Annotated in this window: 17 protein-coding genes; 15 read left to right on the plus strand and 2 right to left on the minus strand. The window is 66.0% G+C overall.

Going from position 1 to position 15,878, the window contains the following annotated elements; translation table 11 throughout:
• The first annotated feature begins 40 nt into the window (after positions 1 to 40).
• The 5 genes from ACFS27_RS13765 (at position 41) to ACFS27_RS13785 (ending at position 3,288) form a co-directional block, all read left to right on the plus strand.
• Positions 41 to 460 carry a WhiB family transcriptional regulator gene (locus ACFS27_RS13765; protein ID WP_377183883.1) on the plus strand — a complete coding sequence of 140 codons (420 nt, stop codon included), beginning with the start codon at positions 41 to 43 and terminating at the stop codon, positions 458 to 460.
• 30 nt (positions 461 to 490) lie between these two features.
• Complete coding sequence (locus tag ACFS27_RS13770) at positions 491 to 1,792, plus strand: replication-associated recombination protein A (protein WP_377183885.1); 1,302 nt, start codon at positions 491 to 493, stop codon at positions 1,790 to 1,792.
• A 20-nt stretch (positions 1,793 to 1,812) separates the two neighbouring features.
• Positions 1,813 to 2,313: a hypothetical protein gene (locus ACFS27_RS13775; protein ID WP_377183887.1), complete on the plus strand. Its 501-nt coding sequence runs from the start codon at positions 1,813 to 1,815 to the stop codon at positions 2,311 to 2,313.
• An 89-nt stretch (positions 2,314 to 2,402) separates the two neighbouring features.
• Positions 2,403 to 2,972 carry a hypothetical protein gene (locus ACFS27_RS13780; protein ID WP_377183889.1) on the plus strand — a complete coding sequence of 190 codons (570 nt, stop codon included), beginning with the start codon at positions 2,403 to 2,405 and terminating at the stop codon, positions 2,970 to 2,972.
• Positions 2,953 to 3,288 (plus strand): hypothetical protein, encoded by a 336-nt coding sequence (locus ACFS27_RS13785; RefSeq protein ID WP_377183891.1) that lies wholly within the window; start codon positions 2,953 to 2,955, stop codon positions 3,286 to 3,288. Before ACFS27_RS13780 ends, ACFS27_RS13785 begins: the two co-directional genes overlap by 20 nt.
• Before the next feature lie 41 nt (positions 3,289 to 3,329).
• Here ACFS27_RS13785 and ACFS27_RS13790 read toward each other — a convergent pair whose 3' ends face one another.
• Positions 3,330 to 4,418: a hypothetical protein gene (locus ACFS27_RS13790; RefSeq protein WP_377183893.1), complete on the minus strand. Its 1,089-nt coding sequence runs from the start codon at positions 4,416 to 4,418 to the stop codon at positions 3,330 to 3,332.
• Between the two features lie 3 nt (positions 4,419 to 4,421).
• Positions 4,422 to 5,120 (minus strand): SDR family NAD(P)-dependent oxidoreductase, encoded by a 699-nt coding sequence (locus tag ACFS27_RS13795; RefSeq protein WP_377183895.1) that lies wholly within the window; start codon positions 5,118 to 5,120, stop codon positions 4,422 to 4,424.
• Between the two features lie 115 nt (positions 5,121 to 5,235).
• On the opposite strand from ACFS27_RS13795, the gene ACFS27_RS13800 reads away from it, so the two are divergent.
• From ACFS27_RS13800 to ACFS27_RS13845, 10 genes are all read left to right on the plus strand, one after another.
• Positions 5,236 to 5,751 (plus strand): hypothetical protein, encoded by a 516-nt coding sequence (locus ACFS27_RS13800; protein ID WP_377183897.1) that lies wholly within the window; start codon positions 5,236 to 5,238, stop codon positions 5,749 to 5,751.
• A gap of 249 nt (positions 5,752 to 6,000) precedes the next feature.
• Complete coding sequence (locus ACFS27_RS13805) at positions 6,001 to 6,399, plus strand: hypothetical protein (RefSeq protein WP_377183899.1); 399 nt, start codon at positions 6,001 to 6,003, stop codon at positions 6,397 to 6,399.
• Between the two features lie 210 nt (positions 6,400 to 6,609).
• The gene (locus ACFS27_RS13810; protein ID WP_377183900.1) at positions 6,610 to 7,710 is read left to right on the plus strand and encodes a DUF6545 domain-containing protein; all 1,101 of its coding nucleotides are present in this window, start codon (positions 6,610 to 6,612) and stop codon (positions 7,708 to 7,710) included.
• A gap of 167 nt (positions 7,711 to 7,877) precedes the next feature.
• Complete coding sequence (locus tag ACFS27_RS13815; RefSeq protein ID WP_377183901.1) at positions 7,878 to 8,387, plus strand: hypothetical protein; 510 nt, start codon at positions 7,878 to 7,880, stop codon at positions 8,385 to 8,387.
• A 707-nt stretch (positions 8,388 to 9,094) separates the two neighbouring features.
• Positions 9,095 to 9,979, plus strand: a complete 885-nt coding sequence (locus tag ACFS27_RS13820; protein ID WP_377183902.1) for a hypothetical protein — start codon at positions 9,095 to 9,097, stop codon at positions 9,977 to 9,979.
• Positions 9,980 to 10,085: 106 nt separating this feature from the next.
• On the plus strand, positions 10,086 to 11,105 hold the full coding sequence (locus ACFS27_RS13825) for a hypothetical protein (protein ID WP_377183903.1): 1,020 nt from the start codon (positions 10,086 to 10,088) through the stop codon (positions 11,103 to 11,105).
• Between the two features lie 472 nt (positions 11,106 to 11,577).
• Positions 11,578 to 12,810 carry an AAA family ATPase gene (locus ACFS27_RS13830; protein WP_377183904.1) on the plus strand — a complete coding sequence of 411 codons (1,233 nt, stop codon included), beginning with the start codon at positions 11,578 to 11,580 and terminating at the stop codon, positions 12,808 to 12,810.
• Between the two features lie 65 nt (positions 12,811 to 12,875).
• Positions 12,876 to 14,561, plus strand: coding sequence for a hypothetical protein (locus ACFS27_RS13835; RefSeq protein WP_377183905.1), 1,686 nt, complete (start codon positions 12,876 to 12,878; stop codon positions 14,559 to 14,561).
• A 354-nt stretch (positions 14,562 to 14,915) separates the two neighbouring features.
• Positions 14,916 to 15,116, plus strand: a complete 201-nt coding sequence (locus ACFS27_RS13840) for a hypothetical protein (RefSeq protein WP_377183906.1) — start codon at positions 14,916 to 14,918, stop codon at positions 15,114 to 15,116.
• 106 nt (positions 15,117 to 15,222) lie between these two features.
• Positions 15,223 to 15,861, plus strand: coding sequence for a hypothetical protein (locus tag ACFS27_RS13845; RefSeq protein ID WP_377183908.1), 639 nt, complete (start codon positions 15,223 to 15,225; stop codon positions 15,859 to 15,861).
• The last annotated feature ends 17 nt before the right edge of the window (positions 15,862 to 15,878 follow it).

Genomic DNA, 15,878 nt, shown 5'->3' on the forward strand with positions numbered 1-15,878 from the left:
GGTCCAGGGCCAACGGCGGGAAGCTGGGACAGGAGCAGTCATGTCCGAGATCGACGTCGACGAGGGCTGGCGTGACCAGGCCCTGTGCGCGCAGACCGACCCGGAGACATTCTTCCCCGAGAAGGGCAGCAATAGCGCAGACGCCAAGCGCGTCTGCGACAGCTGCGACGTCCGAGCTCAGTGCCTGAGGTACGCGCTGCGCAACGACGAGCGCTTCGGTATCTGGGGCGGGCTCTCCGTCTCGGAGCGTGACCGCATCACGAGCGCTCTGCCCGGCCAGCGCCTGGGTCTCGCTCGTGCACGCAGGCAGACGCGTGACCAGGCCATCCTCGCGATGGTCGACACAGAGGTCGGCGCACCTGTCGTTGCCGCGAGCTTCGGTGTCTCCGACCAGACCGTGTACCGAGCGATCAAGGCGCGCAGGGCGCGCGAGCGCGAGCGCCTCGCGAACACGGGCTGACACTGGCCCTCGAGATCCAGGAGCAGCACCATGACCGGGAACGCACCACTCGGCGCGCGCATGCGGCCGACCGTACTGAGTGAGGTCGTCGGACAGAACCACCTCATCTTCCCCGGCTCGCCGCTCGAGCAGCTCGCCAGCGGTCAGGGTGCGCCCGCTGTGTCTGTCCTGCTCTACGGTCCTCCCGGCTGCGGCAAGACAACCATCGCCAGCGTCATCGCGCTCGAGACGAGGCGGCGCTTCGTCGAGCTCTCGGCCACCTCCGCCGGAGTCGCCGACGTGCGCAGGACGCTTGCTGCTGCGCAGAAGGCGCTCGACGTGGACGGCACCCAGACGCTGGTCTTCATCGACGAGATCCACCGCTTCTCCAAGGCACAGCAGGACGTCCTGCTGCCCGCCGTGGAGTCCGGGACCATCTCGCTGATCGGCGCGACAACGGAGAACCCGAGCTTCTCGGTGAACCCGGCTCTGGTCTCCCGGTCCATCCTCATGGTGCTGCGCCCGCTGAGCAGCCGCGACATCGTCGCTGTCCTCGGAAGAGCGCTCGAGCACGACCCTCAGGTCAGTGCAACGGGCATCGGCTTCGAGGACTCCGCCCTCGACGTGATCGCCGACTCTTCGAGCGGCGATGTCCGCCAGGCGCTGAACCGCCTGGAGACCGCCGTCGCCACGGCGCAGGCTGCCGGCAAGCACAGCATCGACCACGAGATCCTCGAGCAGACCGCGGGCTCCGCGCTGCAGCGCTACGACCGCGACGGCGACCAGCACTACGACGTCGTCTCCGCGTTCATCAAGTCGATGCGGGGAAGCGACCCCGACGCAGCGCTGCACTGGCTCGCCCGGATGATCGAGGCGGGGGAGGACCCGCGCTTCATCGCGCGCCGGCTCGTCGTGCACGCCTCCGAGGACGTCGGCATGGCGGACCCGTCCGTCCTGTCGATCGCCGTCGCCGCAGCGCAGGCCGTGCAGCTGGTCGGCATGCCCGAGGCACGGATCAACCTTGCCCACGCGGCGATCGCGATCGCCACCGCACCGAAAAGCCCCGCAGTGATCAGGGGCATCGACAGCGCGCTCCGGGACGTCCGGCAAGGGATGACCGGCGAGGTGCCCGTGCACCTGCGCGACGCGCACTACCCGGGAGCGAAAGCTCTCGGCCACGGCCAGGGCTACCTGTTCCCGCACGACTACGACCACGGGGTCGTCGCGCAGCAGTACCTGCCCGACCAGGTCCGGGACCGGGAGTACTACACGCCGACGACCAACGGCTTCGAAAACACCGTGCGAACACGGCTGGATGCGATTGAGCAGCTCGCCGACGAACAGTCCGCCTGACGAGAAAGAAGCTTTGACCCATGGGATCTGACACCTACTTCAGCGGCAGTCTTACGATCGTCCCGCCGTTGAACGACGACGAGACCGCCTACCTCATCGACTTCGCCGCGACCCGCCGGTGCCAGCGCATCGAGGGCCCTCTCGCGCTGGACGGTGTGACCGTCGACTTCAACCGGCCGCCTGCCGGACAGCCGGGCGTCTGGTGCCACTTCGAGCCCGACGAAGACGGAACGACCATCGTCTGGAACGAATCGGAGAAGACCTACCAGGGCGCCGAGTGGATCGCCTTCCTCGTCACCCGTCTGCTCGCGCCCAGCGCCAAGGAATATCTCGACGCGCATCGCGACGAGGACCCGAGGCTCGCCGAGTTCACGACTGACCACGTCGTGAACGGCTCCTTCACCGCTCAAGGCGAGGAGTACCTCGACCTCTGGGGCATCACCGTCGAGGACAACCAGGTCACCAAATGGCAGGCCGGCCTCACACCTGAGAACCACAAGCCCGTCGTGCTGCCGAAGTAGGCACGCGAGGTCGAACAGCACACAACATAAGGAGCCGTCCCATGAGCACTCCCACCACGGGCCCAGCGGTCCGCCGAGGGGGCTCGGGCGTGAAGACCAGGATCACCACCATCGCCGCGCTCGCGCTTGCCCTCGTCGCCGGCTTGGCCGGCTGCCGGTCAGCGGAACCCGACGAGATCACGTGGACACTCGTGGCCGAGGGCGACATCGTCGCCATGGACGCCACCACCGGCGTCTACGTCGAGGGATACGTCAACACCGGCCTGGTCGGGGGCCGCGGCGAGATCCGGAGCCGCGGAGTCATCGACTACAAGTACGCCCGTGAGCTCGACGAAGGCGGCTTTCGCCAAGACCTCATGAGCTCCACCTACGAGCGGATCGCCGACTACGACGCGTATCCCGGATCGAATGTCGTGACCATCTACCAGGACGCCGAGCCCGACGGCACCAGCGCACGCATCGAGATCTACCGGTGCGAATTGCCCGACGACTGGCAGGTCACCGAATGCGTCATGCCAGACGGACAAGCCATGGACAGCACCCGCCACCGTGTCGCGATCCATGTGCCCCCCGGCACGGTCATCCAGACCTTCGACGAATCCGGCGCCGACACTTCCGACCCTGAAAGCGAGGACCACCATGGTCGACGACAGCACTGAGGACACGTCGAAGCGCGTGGACGACCTCTCGGATGATCTCGGCTTCGACGTCCTCATGCTTGAGCAACACGTCCGCTTCCGTCTCGACCTCACACGCATGCAGCGCGGCGAACCGGCCAAGCTGGGCTATGTCCTCATCGACAGGCAGGACCACCCGAACGCCGCGATCGTCTTCTCCACGCCGGACGAGGCACGCGAGGCCATCGAAAGTCATCCTCTCGTCGAGAGCCTCGCGGAGGAGGACTGCTTGGACGCTTACGTCCCCACCGGCGTCGACCCCGCGGCCCTGATTGGCCGCGAGATCTTCCTGCCCTGAGGGTGCGGCGGACACACGGATCGCAGATGAGCGCCGTTCTGCTAGAGGTCGAGCCGGATCACCGCATCGCGACCCTGCGCGCCGGACCTGACACTCGTGACGGTGATACGCACCGTCTTGACCGAGCCGTCAACCCGGCGAAGATCGACCACCATCGAGCGAGGTTCCTCCGTCACGCCCGCTGCCGCCGTTGCGATGAAGGCACGGAGCTCTCCTGAAGCACCATTGGCGAAATCGCCGAGCCCACCAATATGTCCGAAGCCCGCTCGCCGCCACGACTGAGAAGTCATCAGCACGTCCAGGGTGGTTCCGTCCACCACGGCTATCGGTTCCGTGGCGAGCTCCATCACTCCACGAAGTACGTCATCGACGCGTGCGGCGTCGTGCTCCAACGCCAGATCGTGGAACGTCGACGGCGCGTCGTAGCTGAATCCCTGCAGGACGATCTTGTCGTCACCCGGTTCAACCGGGACGACCTGACCGACCATGCGCAGGTGCCGACGACCTTGCGATGAGGAGCCGTAGCCCGTCACCACGCTGTAGGTGAGGCACCGGAGCGTACCCGAGATGCCCTTCAGTCCGTCCTGGATGCTGTCCCGGATCGAAGCGCTCAACCGCATCTGGTCGGTTTGATCAATGAGCCCGGTCGCCCATTCACCGGCCTCCCAGTAGCCCTGGTCCTGACGTAGCTGGGCGATGCTCGGGTCGACGTCGTAGATCTGGAAGAGGTTCTGATCCCAGTAGGTGCGTCGATGCGATGTCGGCTGACCGTTGGGGTGGCGCTCGATCTCCCATTCCCAGCTGCCGACCAGCGGCGGATCTGGCAGCGCCTGGTCGGCCGACGAGACGGCGGCGAGCACGCCGATCAGGGTCGAGGACCGTGGTGAGAACACCGGTCGTAGGGCGACGGTCCACTCGGTACCGCTATGGGTGACCGTCTCGGTGGTCGCACTGCCGTTTTGGTAGGCATGGGTGACCCGGTTCTGGTCCAGCAGCAGGCGGCGCGGAATCGGGCGTGTGATTTTCCGTGCCGAGATGGGTCCGCAGGGCTGGTCGTCGATGAGAACGAGCTGCCTTCCGCCATGGCCGCAGAACAGGCCCCAGGACCCGACGTCGAGCTGGACTGGCATGTATCAGATTCCCCCTGCGACCGGAATAGTGGCCCCGGACATGTACGTGTTCTCAGCGGTATGGATGATTGCCGATGCCATCTCGTCCGCGGTTCCCAGGCGTTTCAACGGAATCCCTTCCAGCATCGCTGCGCGTGCCTGCTGCGAGACGTTCGCCATCATGTCAGTGTCTGTCGCGCCGGGCGCGACGACGTTCACGCGGATGTTGCGATCTGCGTATTCCCTGGCCATCGAGCGGGCGAACGCCTCCAGGGCACCCTTGGAGGCGGTGTAGTTGCACTGGCCGGCAACCCCGTATTTCACCGATATCGACGACACCAGCACGATCGAGCCGTCTCGCTGACGCATCATCGGTTCCAGCGCGGCCTTGCAGGCCAGCATCGGTCCGATCGCGTTGACCTGCATCACCTCGCTCAGGTCCTGTTCGCTCATCCTCAACAGCAGCTTGTCCCGCGTGATTCCGGCGGCGACCACGAGCACGTCGAGGCGACCCAGCAAAGCCACCGCTTCTCTCACGCCTGCCGAGATCGACCCGGCGTCGCGAACATCCATTTCGATCCCGACTGTTCCCGTAGGCACCGACCCGCCACCACGATGTGTCCCTGCGGTCCGGTATCCCACCTTGAGGAGCCCTCGCGCGGTAGCTGCGCCGATTCCTCGGCTCGCTCCGATCACAAGTGCCGTTCTTGCTGCCTCAACCACTTGTCCCCCCAACCCTCTATCGGCTATTGTGATTGCCCTTCAAGATTCAGGACTCGTACCCCTGCGTTAGCCAGCGACAGGCGGTGTCCGTACTACTCTCCCCAGAGGACTACAGATGCCTGCCTTGACGCCGCTGATCACCGGGTCCCTCCGCGATCTTCTCCACCACCGAAGTGGCGCGCCTGTTGAGCCGGCCCGTCATGGCCCCGTCCAGGATCCGATCGACAGCCTCGAATGGCCTGAGGAGTCCACGCTCGAGGCTCTCGGTGCAACTATCGCTTCCGTGTGTGGTCTCGGGATCGTCGTTGCGCCCATCCCCACGAGACTGCGCCACCCCGAGATCAGTGGACTCACCATCGTCATTGGGTCGACCGCGCATGTCTATTACGACGCCGGAGTCTCTCCGCTCAACCAGATGCAGACGGTGCTGCACGAATATGCCCACATCCTCCACGGCGATGTCCGGACGAACGCCGATGCGACGCATGCCCGCACGACCTTCGACAGCCCGGTCGAGCAACGGGCCGAGACGACCGGGATGCGGCTGATGGACACCATGCTGCGCAAGCACCGCGGGTCGGACGTCCTTGACTTCATCTCCGGCAACGGTGACGTTGAGCATCGCTCGTGATCTGGCGTGTCCCTCGCACACGTTCCCCCACGTCGAGCCGGTGGCTCTGCCCGCGTGGTACCCGCCGCCCGGGCCCCTGTTTGGCTACCGCTGACGGGGCCAGAGGCTGAGCAGTCCTGCCGATGGCAACGGGGAACCCGTGGGACCGGTACCCGAGTGGAAGATTTTCCACTACGATGGTTCGTGTCGCGGTTCTCGTGGAGCGCCGTGACGAGCCAGTCGTCACCGATCGCGAGAGGGGCCGGGCCTGTGAGCATCGCACAGCGACTCGAGGATCTCTTTGCACAGACTGCCGGACCTCGTGGCCGTCCGGTCACCATGCAGGAGATCATCAGCAGGATGGAGCAGCGCGGCATCTCGACGATGTCGATGAGCTACCTGCAGCAATTGCGTAAGGGTGAGGCACAGAATCCCCGGCTGCAGCACTTGCGGGCACTCGCCGACGCCTTCGGCGTCACGCTGTCGTACTTCGACGACGAACCCTCGAATCTGGACGCCGAGCAGGACCTGACGCCGCAGGAGCGCACGATCGCGCTGCGCGTCCACGGTCTGAGCCCGGATGCTCTGTCCAGCATCGAGGCCATCATCGAGTTCGCTCGCAAGAGCGAACAGCTCGATGATGTGCCGCAGCCGCATGACCAAGGATGAGCCCGGACTCGTGCAGAGCCTGCGAGCAGAAGTCGGGGCGAGAGTCTCTGGCTGGTCTGCCGTCCGAACCTCGTTTCTGAACTTGTCCTCGATCGTGCCGCGCTTCCTTCTCGACTGCCGGGACGGAAACGCCGAGTAGCTCGAGACAGGCCGTTGTCGCGAGCAAGGTGCCGTGTTCGACTTCATCTGCGCAGAAGCAGGAGGCCTACCATGCTCTCGGTCCTCATCGTCGGTGTCGCCGCCGCGACCGTCGTGCTCATATCGTTCGTCCACAAGGGGCGCGGTGACCGATCGAAATTGCTGCGGTACGCCGTCATCACGATGTTCATCGCTGCGGTGCTGCGTGAGCTCGAACCCGTCCAGGGTGTGCCGGTCATCGACCTGCTCAAGCGCCTCACCTTCCTCGTGACCCAGACTTCCTCGATCCTGCTGATGCTCACCTTCCGTCGAAGGTCCGTCACCCTTCGTGCCGCCCGCAAGATCTGGGCCGTGACCGCCGCGATCGGGGTGCTGACGGCGACACTCGTGTGGTTCGTGCCCACGCACGCGGACGGAACCCTCTACACCCACCTCGAGGCTGCTGGGTCGCCGGCCGGCATGGCCTACTACGGCCTGTATGAAGCCACGATGGCCGTCACTGCCCTGGTGGTCGCGGTTGGCTGCTGGTCCGCGCTGGTCAGAACCGGGCAGCCCATCGTTGCCCGGTTGTCTCTGATCATGATCGCCGTCGCGGCGGTGGGCACCATGGTCTACGTCGCACTCGGGTGGTACTCCCTGTCCGGGGGTGCGGCCGACACCTCCGAGCTCAGGGGGCAGGTGTACCTCCTGACATTGGTCCTCCTGCTCGTCGGCCTCGCCATCGGCGGCCTGCGCAAGATCGTCGTCGAGGGGCAGCAGGCCCTGACCATCTACACCGCCACCGACGTCATCGAGCCGCTCTGGCGCGCTGTGGTGACGCTCCACCCTGATGTCGTGCTCCCGAGCGAGGGGTTCAGTAGGCGTGAGCGGATGATCCGGCTCGTGGTGGAGACCCATGACGCGCTCACCCTCATCCGTTCCGACTCCGATCACGCCCTGGATGTCGTCCGCGACCGGTACGGCGACGACCCGAAGCTCACGGCCGGGTTGCTCCTGCACCTCCTGGGCGAGGACGCCGTGCCCAGATCGCCCGGACGTGTGACACGGCTCCTGATGCGCCTGATCAGTGGCACCAAGAACGAGGCCCTGATGTCGTCGATCCGGGATCTGTATGCCATCAGGCGGGCCTGCGGCTCACGAGACCAGTGGTGGAAGCCGGCCCTGGTGACCTGAGGCGTTCACCGTCGGGCCGTGCTGAGCCGGGGACCCCTGCCGATCGGTACACCAGTGGAAATAATTCCACTCATGAGGCATGATCGCAGTATGCACCCGGCGATGCCGCCGTCCTGACCCCGGCGCATCACGGACTCCCCAGCCGCGCACGTGTAAGGAGTGCATCGATGACCGCCCCCCAACCCGAGATCCATGGCCCTGACGAGTTCCAGGGCTTCCACGAGGCCCGGCACGTCCTGTGGTGCCATGAAGCGCGCACCCGCGTGCGCGAGCAGCTCGACCGGACGACCTTCATCCTCGACGAGGGCGTCACGGCGGTCTGTGTCGACAACTTCTCGCGGGCCGACCGGGTCTCTCTTTCGGCGTTCGACAAGAGTGGCCGGCTGGTCGACTCCGACACGCTCTACATCGACGAACCGGAGCAGCGCCTCGACGTCGCGCCCGAGTTCGACCACGACTTCACTGGCTTGGCGGTCCCGCGTGGATCCGAGCTCGCGCGAGTCGTGGCCCGCGAGGATGGCTGGATCATCGACATGTCGGCGCTGCGGAACTACGACCTCCTCGCTGACCGTCGGGCCGCGCAGCGAGCGATGTTCGTGGCGCACCTCAAGGACATGATGACGAACGGTCAAGCCCGAGGCTTCCTGATCGACCTCGGCGACGCCGACGCGGCGTGAAGGGCCACGACCTCGATTCCCGGCCAGCGCAGCAGGCCCCGCCCGACTCGGGCGGGGCCTTTTTGTGTCTGAGGCGCCCGCGAGCCTGCGCAGTCCCCGCGGGGGATCAGCGCAGCTGATCCGGGTACCGGGCCGAAGCGTGCCCGCCGCGCCCAGCTCTGGAAGTCGTGGATCGCGGGGTGCTCTGCGCAGAAGCGTGCGGTGGACCGGCTGGCGCCGGTCCCGGGTGGCGTCATGTGGTGAACAGGGCCGCGCCCACTGGCCGGCACGCCGTGCCACGGCCTGCCAGAGGGTCTGAGCCCACGAAGAACAGCGAGCCGCGTCAGGGGCGCATGGCGGCTGCGGGCCCTCGAGTACGCCCGCCGGCCCATCAGTGTCAGGCCCCATCGGCGAGGACCGAGGTCCGCCCACCACGAGGCCCGCCCGGGCCGCCTGTTTTGTTGACGCAGCCATCGGTTCCACCTGACCGGGATCGGCGGCGCCCTACGGCCCGAGGGCTCCGACTCCGTCACGGCTGCCTGGTGAACCGGATCCGCATCCCTGTGCCCTACCTCTATCACCAGTGCGAGCGAGCATTCGACTCATGTATCAGTGACCTACTGGAGTCGAACCGAGCCTTGATAGAATGAGCGAGTGGGCATCATTCAGTGCACTTGTTGATAGACGTTTGATAGACCACAGATCCACCGACCGAAGGAACGTCCACCATGGCCACCTACTCCGTCTCCGCCACTCAGCTCACCGAGGGCAGCAGCGTCTTCATCCGCGGCAAGCTCGCCTTCGCCCGGCTCACCCGCCTCATCGAGGGAGCGGAGCTCGAGGCAAGTGACCTGCGCAGAGTGAAGAACGGCATGAACCCGGTCGAGAAGCCGCATACGACCGTGACCATCACCGAGGCTGAGGTCCAGCTCGCCAACCCGGGTGCCCCGACCCTTGAAGAGCGTTTCGTCGCCGAGCGCTGCTACACATCGAGGAAGAACCCCGACAGCGGGATGAACTACGCGATCGACTCCAAGGGCACCGGCCTGCCGACGATCGTGATCCCCTCCGACAAGGGCGACGGCACCTACGACCAGGACCACTCCGGTCAGGAGCTCGCGCAGGGCCTCGACGTCACGCTCGTGCTGCGCGTGTACAAGCCGCGAAACTTCAACAACCGCGGCCTGGCTCTGGACCAGGTGATCGTCCACGAGAAGCCGCGGTACTACAACGTCGGCGTCGACGTGAACGAGCTCCGTGCGCGCGGAATCGTGCTGAACACTCCGCTCTCTCCGGTCCAGGCCTCCGAGGCCCAGCCCACCGGTGACGCGCAGGGCGCCTCGAACGGTACGGAGGTCGAGGATGGCCTGTCCTTCCCGACCCCGCAGCCGGCGGCCGCGCCAACCTCCGATCCTTGGCAGGTCCCGGACCAGCCGTCAGCCGTGGCGGCAGCCCCGGCTCCCGCTACGGAGGAGACGCTCCAGGAGAAGCTCGCGCGTCTTGAGGCCGAAAACGCCTCGCTCAAGGACACCGGCTCCGCCGTCGGCGCTGCCGCGGGTCCCTGGAACAACCCGGGCCAGGCTCCGCAGGCCGGGATCACCTACGAGGGCTGATCCTCGCTGACCACCGATGAGACCCCCGTACTGGCATCCGCGCAGTACGGGGGTCTCGTCTTTACTTCTCCTCAGCCCGGCCGACCGAAAGCGTGCACGAGCGATGATGCCAGCCGACCCCTACGCCTGGTTCCCGCAGTTCTACGCCAACCCCGCGATCCGCGCTCTCGCGGACGCATCCCGGTGGACCATCTCCGGCCAGATCGGAGACGACGATCCCGAGGGTCACGACAAACCGCCGACGCACAAGGCACCGATCGACATCCGGCACCTGCTCGACTTCGGCCGGCTCCGAGGCGCGTGGGCCAAAGACCAGTCCTGCCTGGTCACTCTGGGCGAGCTCACGCGGGCAATCCCCGATGCGGCGAACAATGCGTTCTATCTGCAGGCCCAGACCGACGGGCTGCTCGTCCTGGACATCGAGCCAGACTGCCCGCCAGAGGTCGCTACCGACCTGCTCCGGTTGCCCGGCACGCTCTACTCGGAGCTGTCCATGTCCGGCAAGGGGTTCCATCTCCTCGCCGCGCTCCCGGAGAACTTCCACGACTTCCCGAACGCAGCGACCAAGCGCGTGCTACGCGAGGAGCACGGCTGGTACGAGCTGCTCCTGGACCACTGGGCGACCTTCACGCGTCACTCAGTGCCCGAGCGAATCATTGCTCACGCCAACTCGGCGACCGAGAGCGCAGCATTCGCCTCGTACGAGGACCTCTATGCCGAGCTGGCACTGAAGGCCCGCGAGTCCGCGGCCGGTTCGGCATCGGACATCGACACAGACGAGGCGATGCCCGAGATCCCGTACGCCCAGGAGATCGTCGAGCAGACCCTGGCCACCGCGCGTCATCAGCTTCGCGCTCCCGAGGACTTCGACCACGATCTCTCGCGCTGGGAGTTCTCCGTCCTCGCCTCGCTCCACGGGTGGATGAGGACACAGCTGCGGGCCTACAACGCCCTCGGCATCGAGTACTCCGTCGGTGACGTCGCCTGGCTGCTCTACCGCGCGGCGGTGGAGATCATCCCCCCGCGCCCCAAGCACAGTCAGCGCCGTAACGGACGGCCCTTCCTCTTGGACCGCGCCGCGGCGCTGGTGGCCGATCGCGAAGCCTCCGCGCAGTCGAGTTCCTGACTCTTTGCGTCGACTGTGCTTGGCCCTGTGGCGCGCCTGCTCGTCCGGCACTGGTTCGCGCGTCGGCCCAGCAGCGGCGAGCACCGGTGGAGCAGGGCCTGTATCGCGCGCAGCGCGATCGGGTGGCGGTGGGCGGCTGGCGCCTTCCGCCAGCGGCCGAGGTCTCGGTTCACACCTCGGCGCTCTCCTTACCGCACCAGACGGCGTCGTCGGCCTCGGGGTCCGCGCTGCTGGCGCCCTCCTCGCCGGGTGTGCAGGCGTGTTCGTGGCGCGGCAGCTGACCTGCGTCGACCCGCACCCCCGGGTCGACGCTCCTCCGGTGCCTGAGCCCGGGTGTTCATGGGTGTCCACGACAACGCCATCAACTCGACCGGTATCTCGGGCCCTCACACCCGCGCAGATCCGCGTGCTGCCACAGCCCGGACAGCGGTCTCCTCCCATCCCGCTCATCACAGAAGGAACGTCATCGATCATGAAGTTCAGCGACACTCTCACCGAGATCGTCAAGCAGGACCTGGAGGTGGGCATTGTCCCCGCCCTCATGGGCGAGTCCGGCATCGGCAAGTCGTCCTTCGTCGACGACCTCGCCTACTCCATGGGCACCAGAGCCTTCGTGCTGCCGGTCAACCAGCTCGCCGAAAAGGCCGACCTGACCGGTGCGCGCCTGGTGCCGACCGCGGACGGGAAGTCCTACACGCAGCTCTTCTACCCGCACCACGTCATCCAGGACGCCATCGACTACGCGCTGGCGAACCCGCGCGAGTGGCCGATCCTCTTCCTCGACGAGATCAACCGCACCTCCACTGACGTCACCTCTGGTGCCCTGACTTTGGTGACCCTGCGCAAGATGGGGCACGTCGAGCTGCCGCAGAACGTCCGCCTGATGGTCGCCGGCAACGACAAGGGCAACGTGACCACGCTCGACGAGGCCAGCCTTTCGCGTTTCGCGATCTACCACGTGGAGCCCGACGCACCGACGCTGATCCGGATCCTCGGTGACGCCATCAACCCCTGGGTCAAGAAGGTTCTCACGCAGTTCCCGGCCCTGGTTTTTCAGAAGTCCACGCTGAGCGCCATCGTGGCCGACGGCAGCGACGACGAGGACGATGACACGGTCACCATGGCCGAGCTGTTCGACTCCGGCGAGGAGATGAACCAGATCACCACGCCACGCACCATCGAGAACCTGTCGAAGTGGCTGAACAAGGTCGATCAGCAGCAGCTTGCTCGGTATCTCTCGACCCCGACCCAGACCCAGGGGCGAGAGGACACGGAACTGCACGAGATCGTCGAGGCCAAGGTCGGCAACACCCTCTTCGCCACTCAGGTCATTGCGGCGATCGCGGAGGACCTCGCCTCGGGTGCCGGCAGTGCCCAGACCTCCCGGGTCAACGTGCCCACGCCTAACTGCTACGCAGGGCTCAAGGCGGCCACCACGGTCACCGACCTGGCCGACCAGATCGGTCTGCTCACCGACAACGAGAAGTCCGGCTCCCTGCTGTACGCCCTCAAGGAGAACGACGACAACACGCGCCTCATCGAGCAGCTCGCGCAGGGGATGAACCAGATCGAGGCGGAGCACATCCGAACCCTCTTGGAGATGGTCACCGGTCAGCACGTCAACCGTCAGAACCTCGAGGCCTTCATCGACAGCGACACGGCGATCGCCAACAGTGTCAAGCCTGCTCTGTCGGCCTTCCTGTGACGGGAGGCGGACCGCTGGCCCGCCGCGGCAACGACCTCACGACCGTTGGAGAAACGGAGTAGAGCATGACGATCACCGTCACGAACCAGAAGCCCGCTGTGCTCGACCCGCTGCACCTCATCCCGTGCACGGGACCCTACGACCCGATGACCGCGGTGCAGGCGACGCTCGTCGATCCGTTGCTGCGGCCGCTGAACTCCGCGTCGCCGGTGAGCATCACGAACACGCAGGGCACCGACCTCACCGGCGACATCCTGCCGCTCGTCCTCGACTGCCTCGGCGAGACCGTGCAACCGCCGAGCGAGCAGGCTGTCAAGGAACTGCTCGGGCAGACCCTGGTCAACTTCGATCAGAACACCTCCCTGCCGGTGCGGGAGATGTTCGCCGCCCAGGCAGGGCACAGGAACAAGCTGCCCGCACCAGGGCCCACCGTGCTCTACACGGCCCAGGACGACGTCATCCCAGCGGCCAAGGGGCTGCTGGGAGGCGCGAACGACGACAGCCTGTTCTTCGCGTCCCTGGCCTACGCCTACCACCCCGACACGCTGGGATTCTGGTTCCAGTCCAGCGGCGCCTTCAACGACTTCAAGGCCTGGCTCGTCCAGCAGACCTCGGTGATGGCCTCGTCGCTGCCCCCCGATACCCGCAAGCTCCTCGGCGACTTCGTGAAGCTGTCGCTCAACGGGCTCACCGAGTCGCTCCTGCTGCGCAAGAGTGACGCCGACGAGAACGACGAGCACTCGTTCGCACGCGTCCTGATCCACATGCTCATGCTCTATGTGGATCAGGAACGCCAGCAGGCGTCGCACCACGGCACAGGCGTGACCACGGGCATCCTGCCGTTCACCGCGGGGGAGCTGTTCTGCCCGCTGACGCTGGTCTTGGTCAACGTTGAGGCTCACGCCCGTGCCGTGCACGGCAAGGTCACGACCGAGTGGAAGCTCATCAACCAGTCGCTGGCCTCACCGGTCAAGGTGGTGTCGAACCGGACGCTGTCCAAGCTCACCGCGCTGCCCCGTGTGGCGGCGCGAGCCGCCATGCAGGCGGTCAGGAACCGACCCGGCATTCCGAGCGGCCGCTCGGCACGGGTGAAGTTCCGCAAGCAGCCACCGAGCAAGCTCGATCTCTTCAAGGACCTGACCAGGGTCCTGAGGCGGATGGGGACCGTCAACCACTCGCAGAACATCTTCCGCAGCTCGCGCACCAGCTTCGCCAAGGCGAACCGGCGCAACCCGGACGACTTCAACAAACCGGGCCGCGTCACGTCAACGCACTACATGCCCGACCTGCACGTCTTCGTCGATACCTCCGGGTCGATCAGCGAGAAGAACTACCAGGAGGCGGTCATGATGCTCATCCAGGTCGCCAAGAAGCTCAACGTCAACCTGTACTTCAACTCCTTCAGTCACATCCTGTCCCAGGAGGTCATGCTGAAGGTCCAGAACAGGTCGGTGAGCCAGATCTGGAAGGAGTTCCGCCGAGTCCCCAAGGTCTCCGGCGGAACCCAGTTCCGTCAGGTCTGGGACTACATCAATGCCAGCCCTGATCGCCGTCGTCGGCTCTCGCTGATGATCACCGATTTCGAGTGGTACCCGCCGTCGGCCCGTGTGGACCACCCGATCAACCTGTACTACGCGCCGTGTTCGGCGATGGACTGGAACGACATGGTCCAGTCCGCCCAGCGGTACGCGCACGGCATGCGCCATATCGACCCGAGCATCAGACAGAAGCTCCTGGGCATGGTCATCTGAGCTCGGCCGGCTCCGTCGCAACGACGAGCGTGCCGGAGAGGGAGCGGACCAGGTTCGCCGTTTCGACGTGGTCGCGGCTCCCACCCGATCTTCTTCTGCTCACCGAGGCCGTAGGGAGCTTGACCTCCAGACGGGGATGGCAAGGAGTGGGGCGCCGGAGGCCGACAGCCCCACATGGGGATGTCGCACCAGCGCCGGTAGGAGCACTGAGCAGAAGACAACGCCCGGACGGGTCCGTTCGCAGAGTCAAGTCAGACGGCGGACCGGTCCGGGCCTCTTGCATTCCATCCGAACAGCCAGAGCCACATGTCTGCCCTTTGGTGCTGGCTGCTCTGACCAGGAAGGACCAGCTCCATGTTCGAGGTCCTCACGCTCCTGCGTGATCTCAACGCCATCCGCCCGATCCAGTGGGACATCGCCGAGTCCGATTCCGGGCGGGAGCACCTGGTCGTCCGGATCCCGATCGATACCGACGACCGCAAGGTCATCACCGACCTGCGTGCGCTCCTCGGCGTCGACGGCGACTCAAGCACACACATTCCCCACGACGGGTAGCCCGCACCCAAAGTTCTCGAGAAGGAGGATGACGGCCATGGTCAGATCACCTCGCGACGCAGAGCGAGAGACCGTCACAGCGGCTGAACGACTCATCCTGGACCTGATGCGTGAGATCCGCCAAAGCATCTGGGAATTCGGAGCACCGATCCCGTACCGCTACGACCTCTCGCCTCGTATCCAACGGGCCACCGGCCGGATCGACACCCTCGAAGGTGCGATCGGTTTGCTCACGAGGCGCCCGTTCGGGGAAGCCAGGCTGGCCGCTATCGGTGCGGTCGCCGAGACTGCCACCGACACGGAACGAGCCGATATCGCACGGTGGCTCGACACGCAGAACCCGAGAAATCTGCTCGCCGAGCTCCAGCCTTGGCATCTTCAGACCCAGACCGACGACGAGGATGCCGACCTGTCCCGGCTCCGTCGGCGGCTCGGCTACCTGGGCGATCCCAGTGAGCGCGAGCCCGACCTGACGATCGAGGCGGGCCAGGTGCCCGTCATCGCCGAGGACGAGCGTCGGTGCGCCGAGCGCGCCTTGATGGACGCCTTCGGGGCGGCCCGCCGCGAGAGCGCGTCGGCTGCCAGGTATATGAGTGTGGCCGCGGACGGTCTGATCTGGGTCGACCATCACCTCGACGAGATCGACTTCCGCGACCACACGAGCGAGACCCGCGACGCCTACACGTCTCTGCGGCTGCTCTACGGCGACCAGTTCACCGTGACCGGGAACAAGGTCGCCCGATAGCCGCGGAATGACGAGAC

This window comes from Promicromonospora vindobonensis (genome assembly GCF_042685865.1).
GTDB classification, from domain to species: domain Bacteria; phylum Actinomycetota; class Actinomycetes; order Actinomycetales; family Cellulomonadaceae; genus Promicromonospora; species Promicromonospora vindobonensis.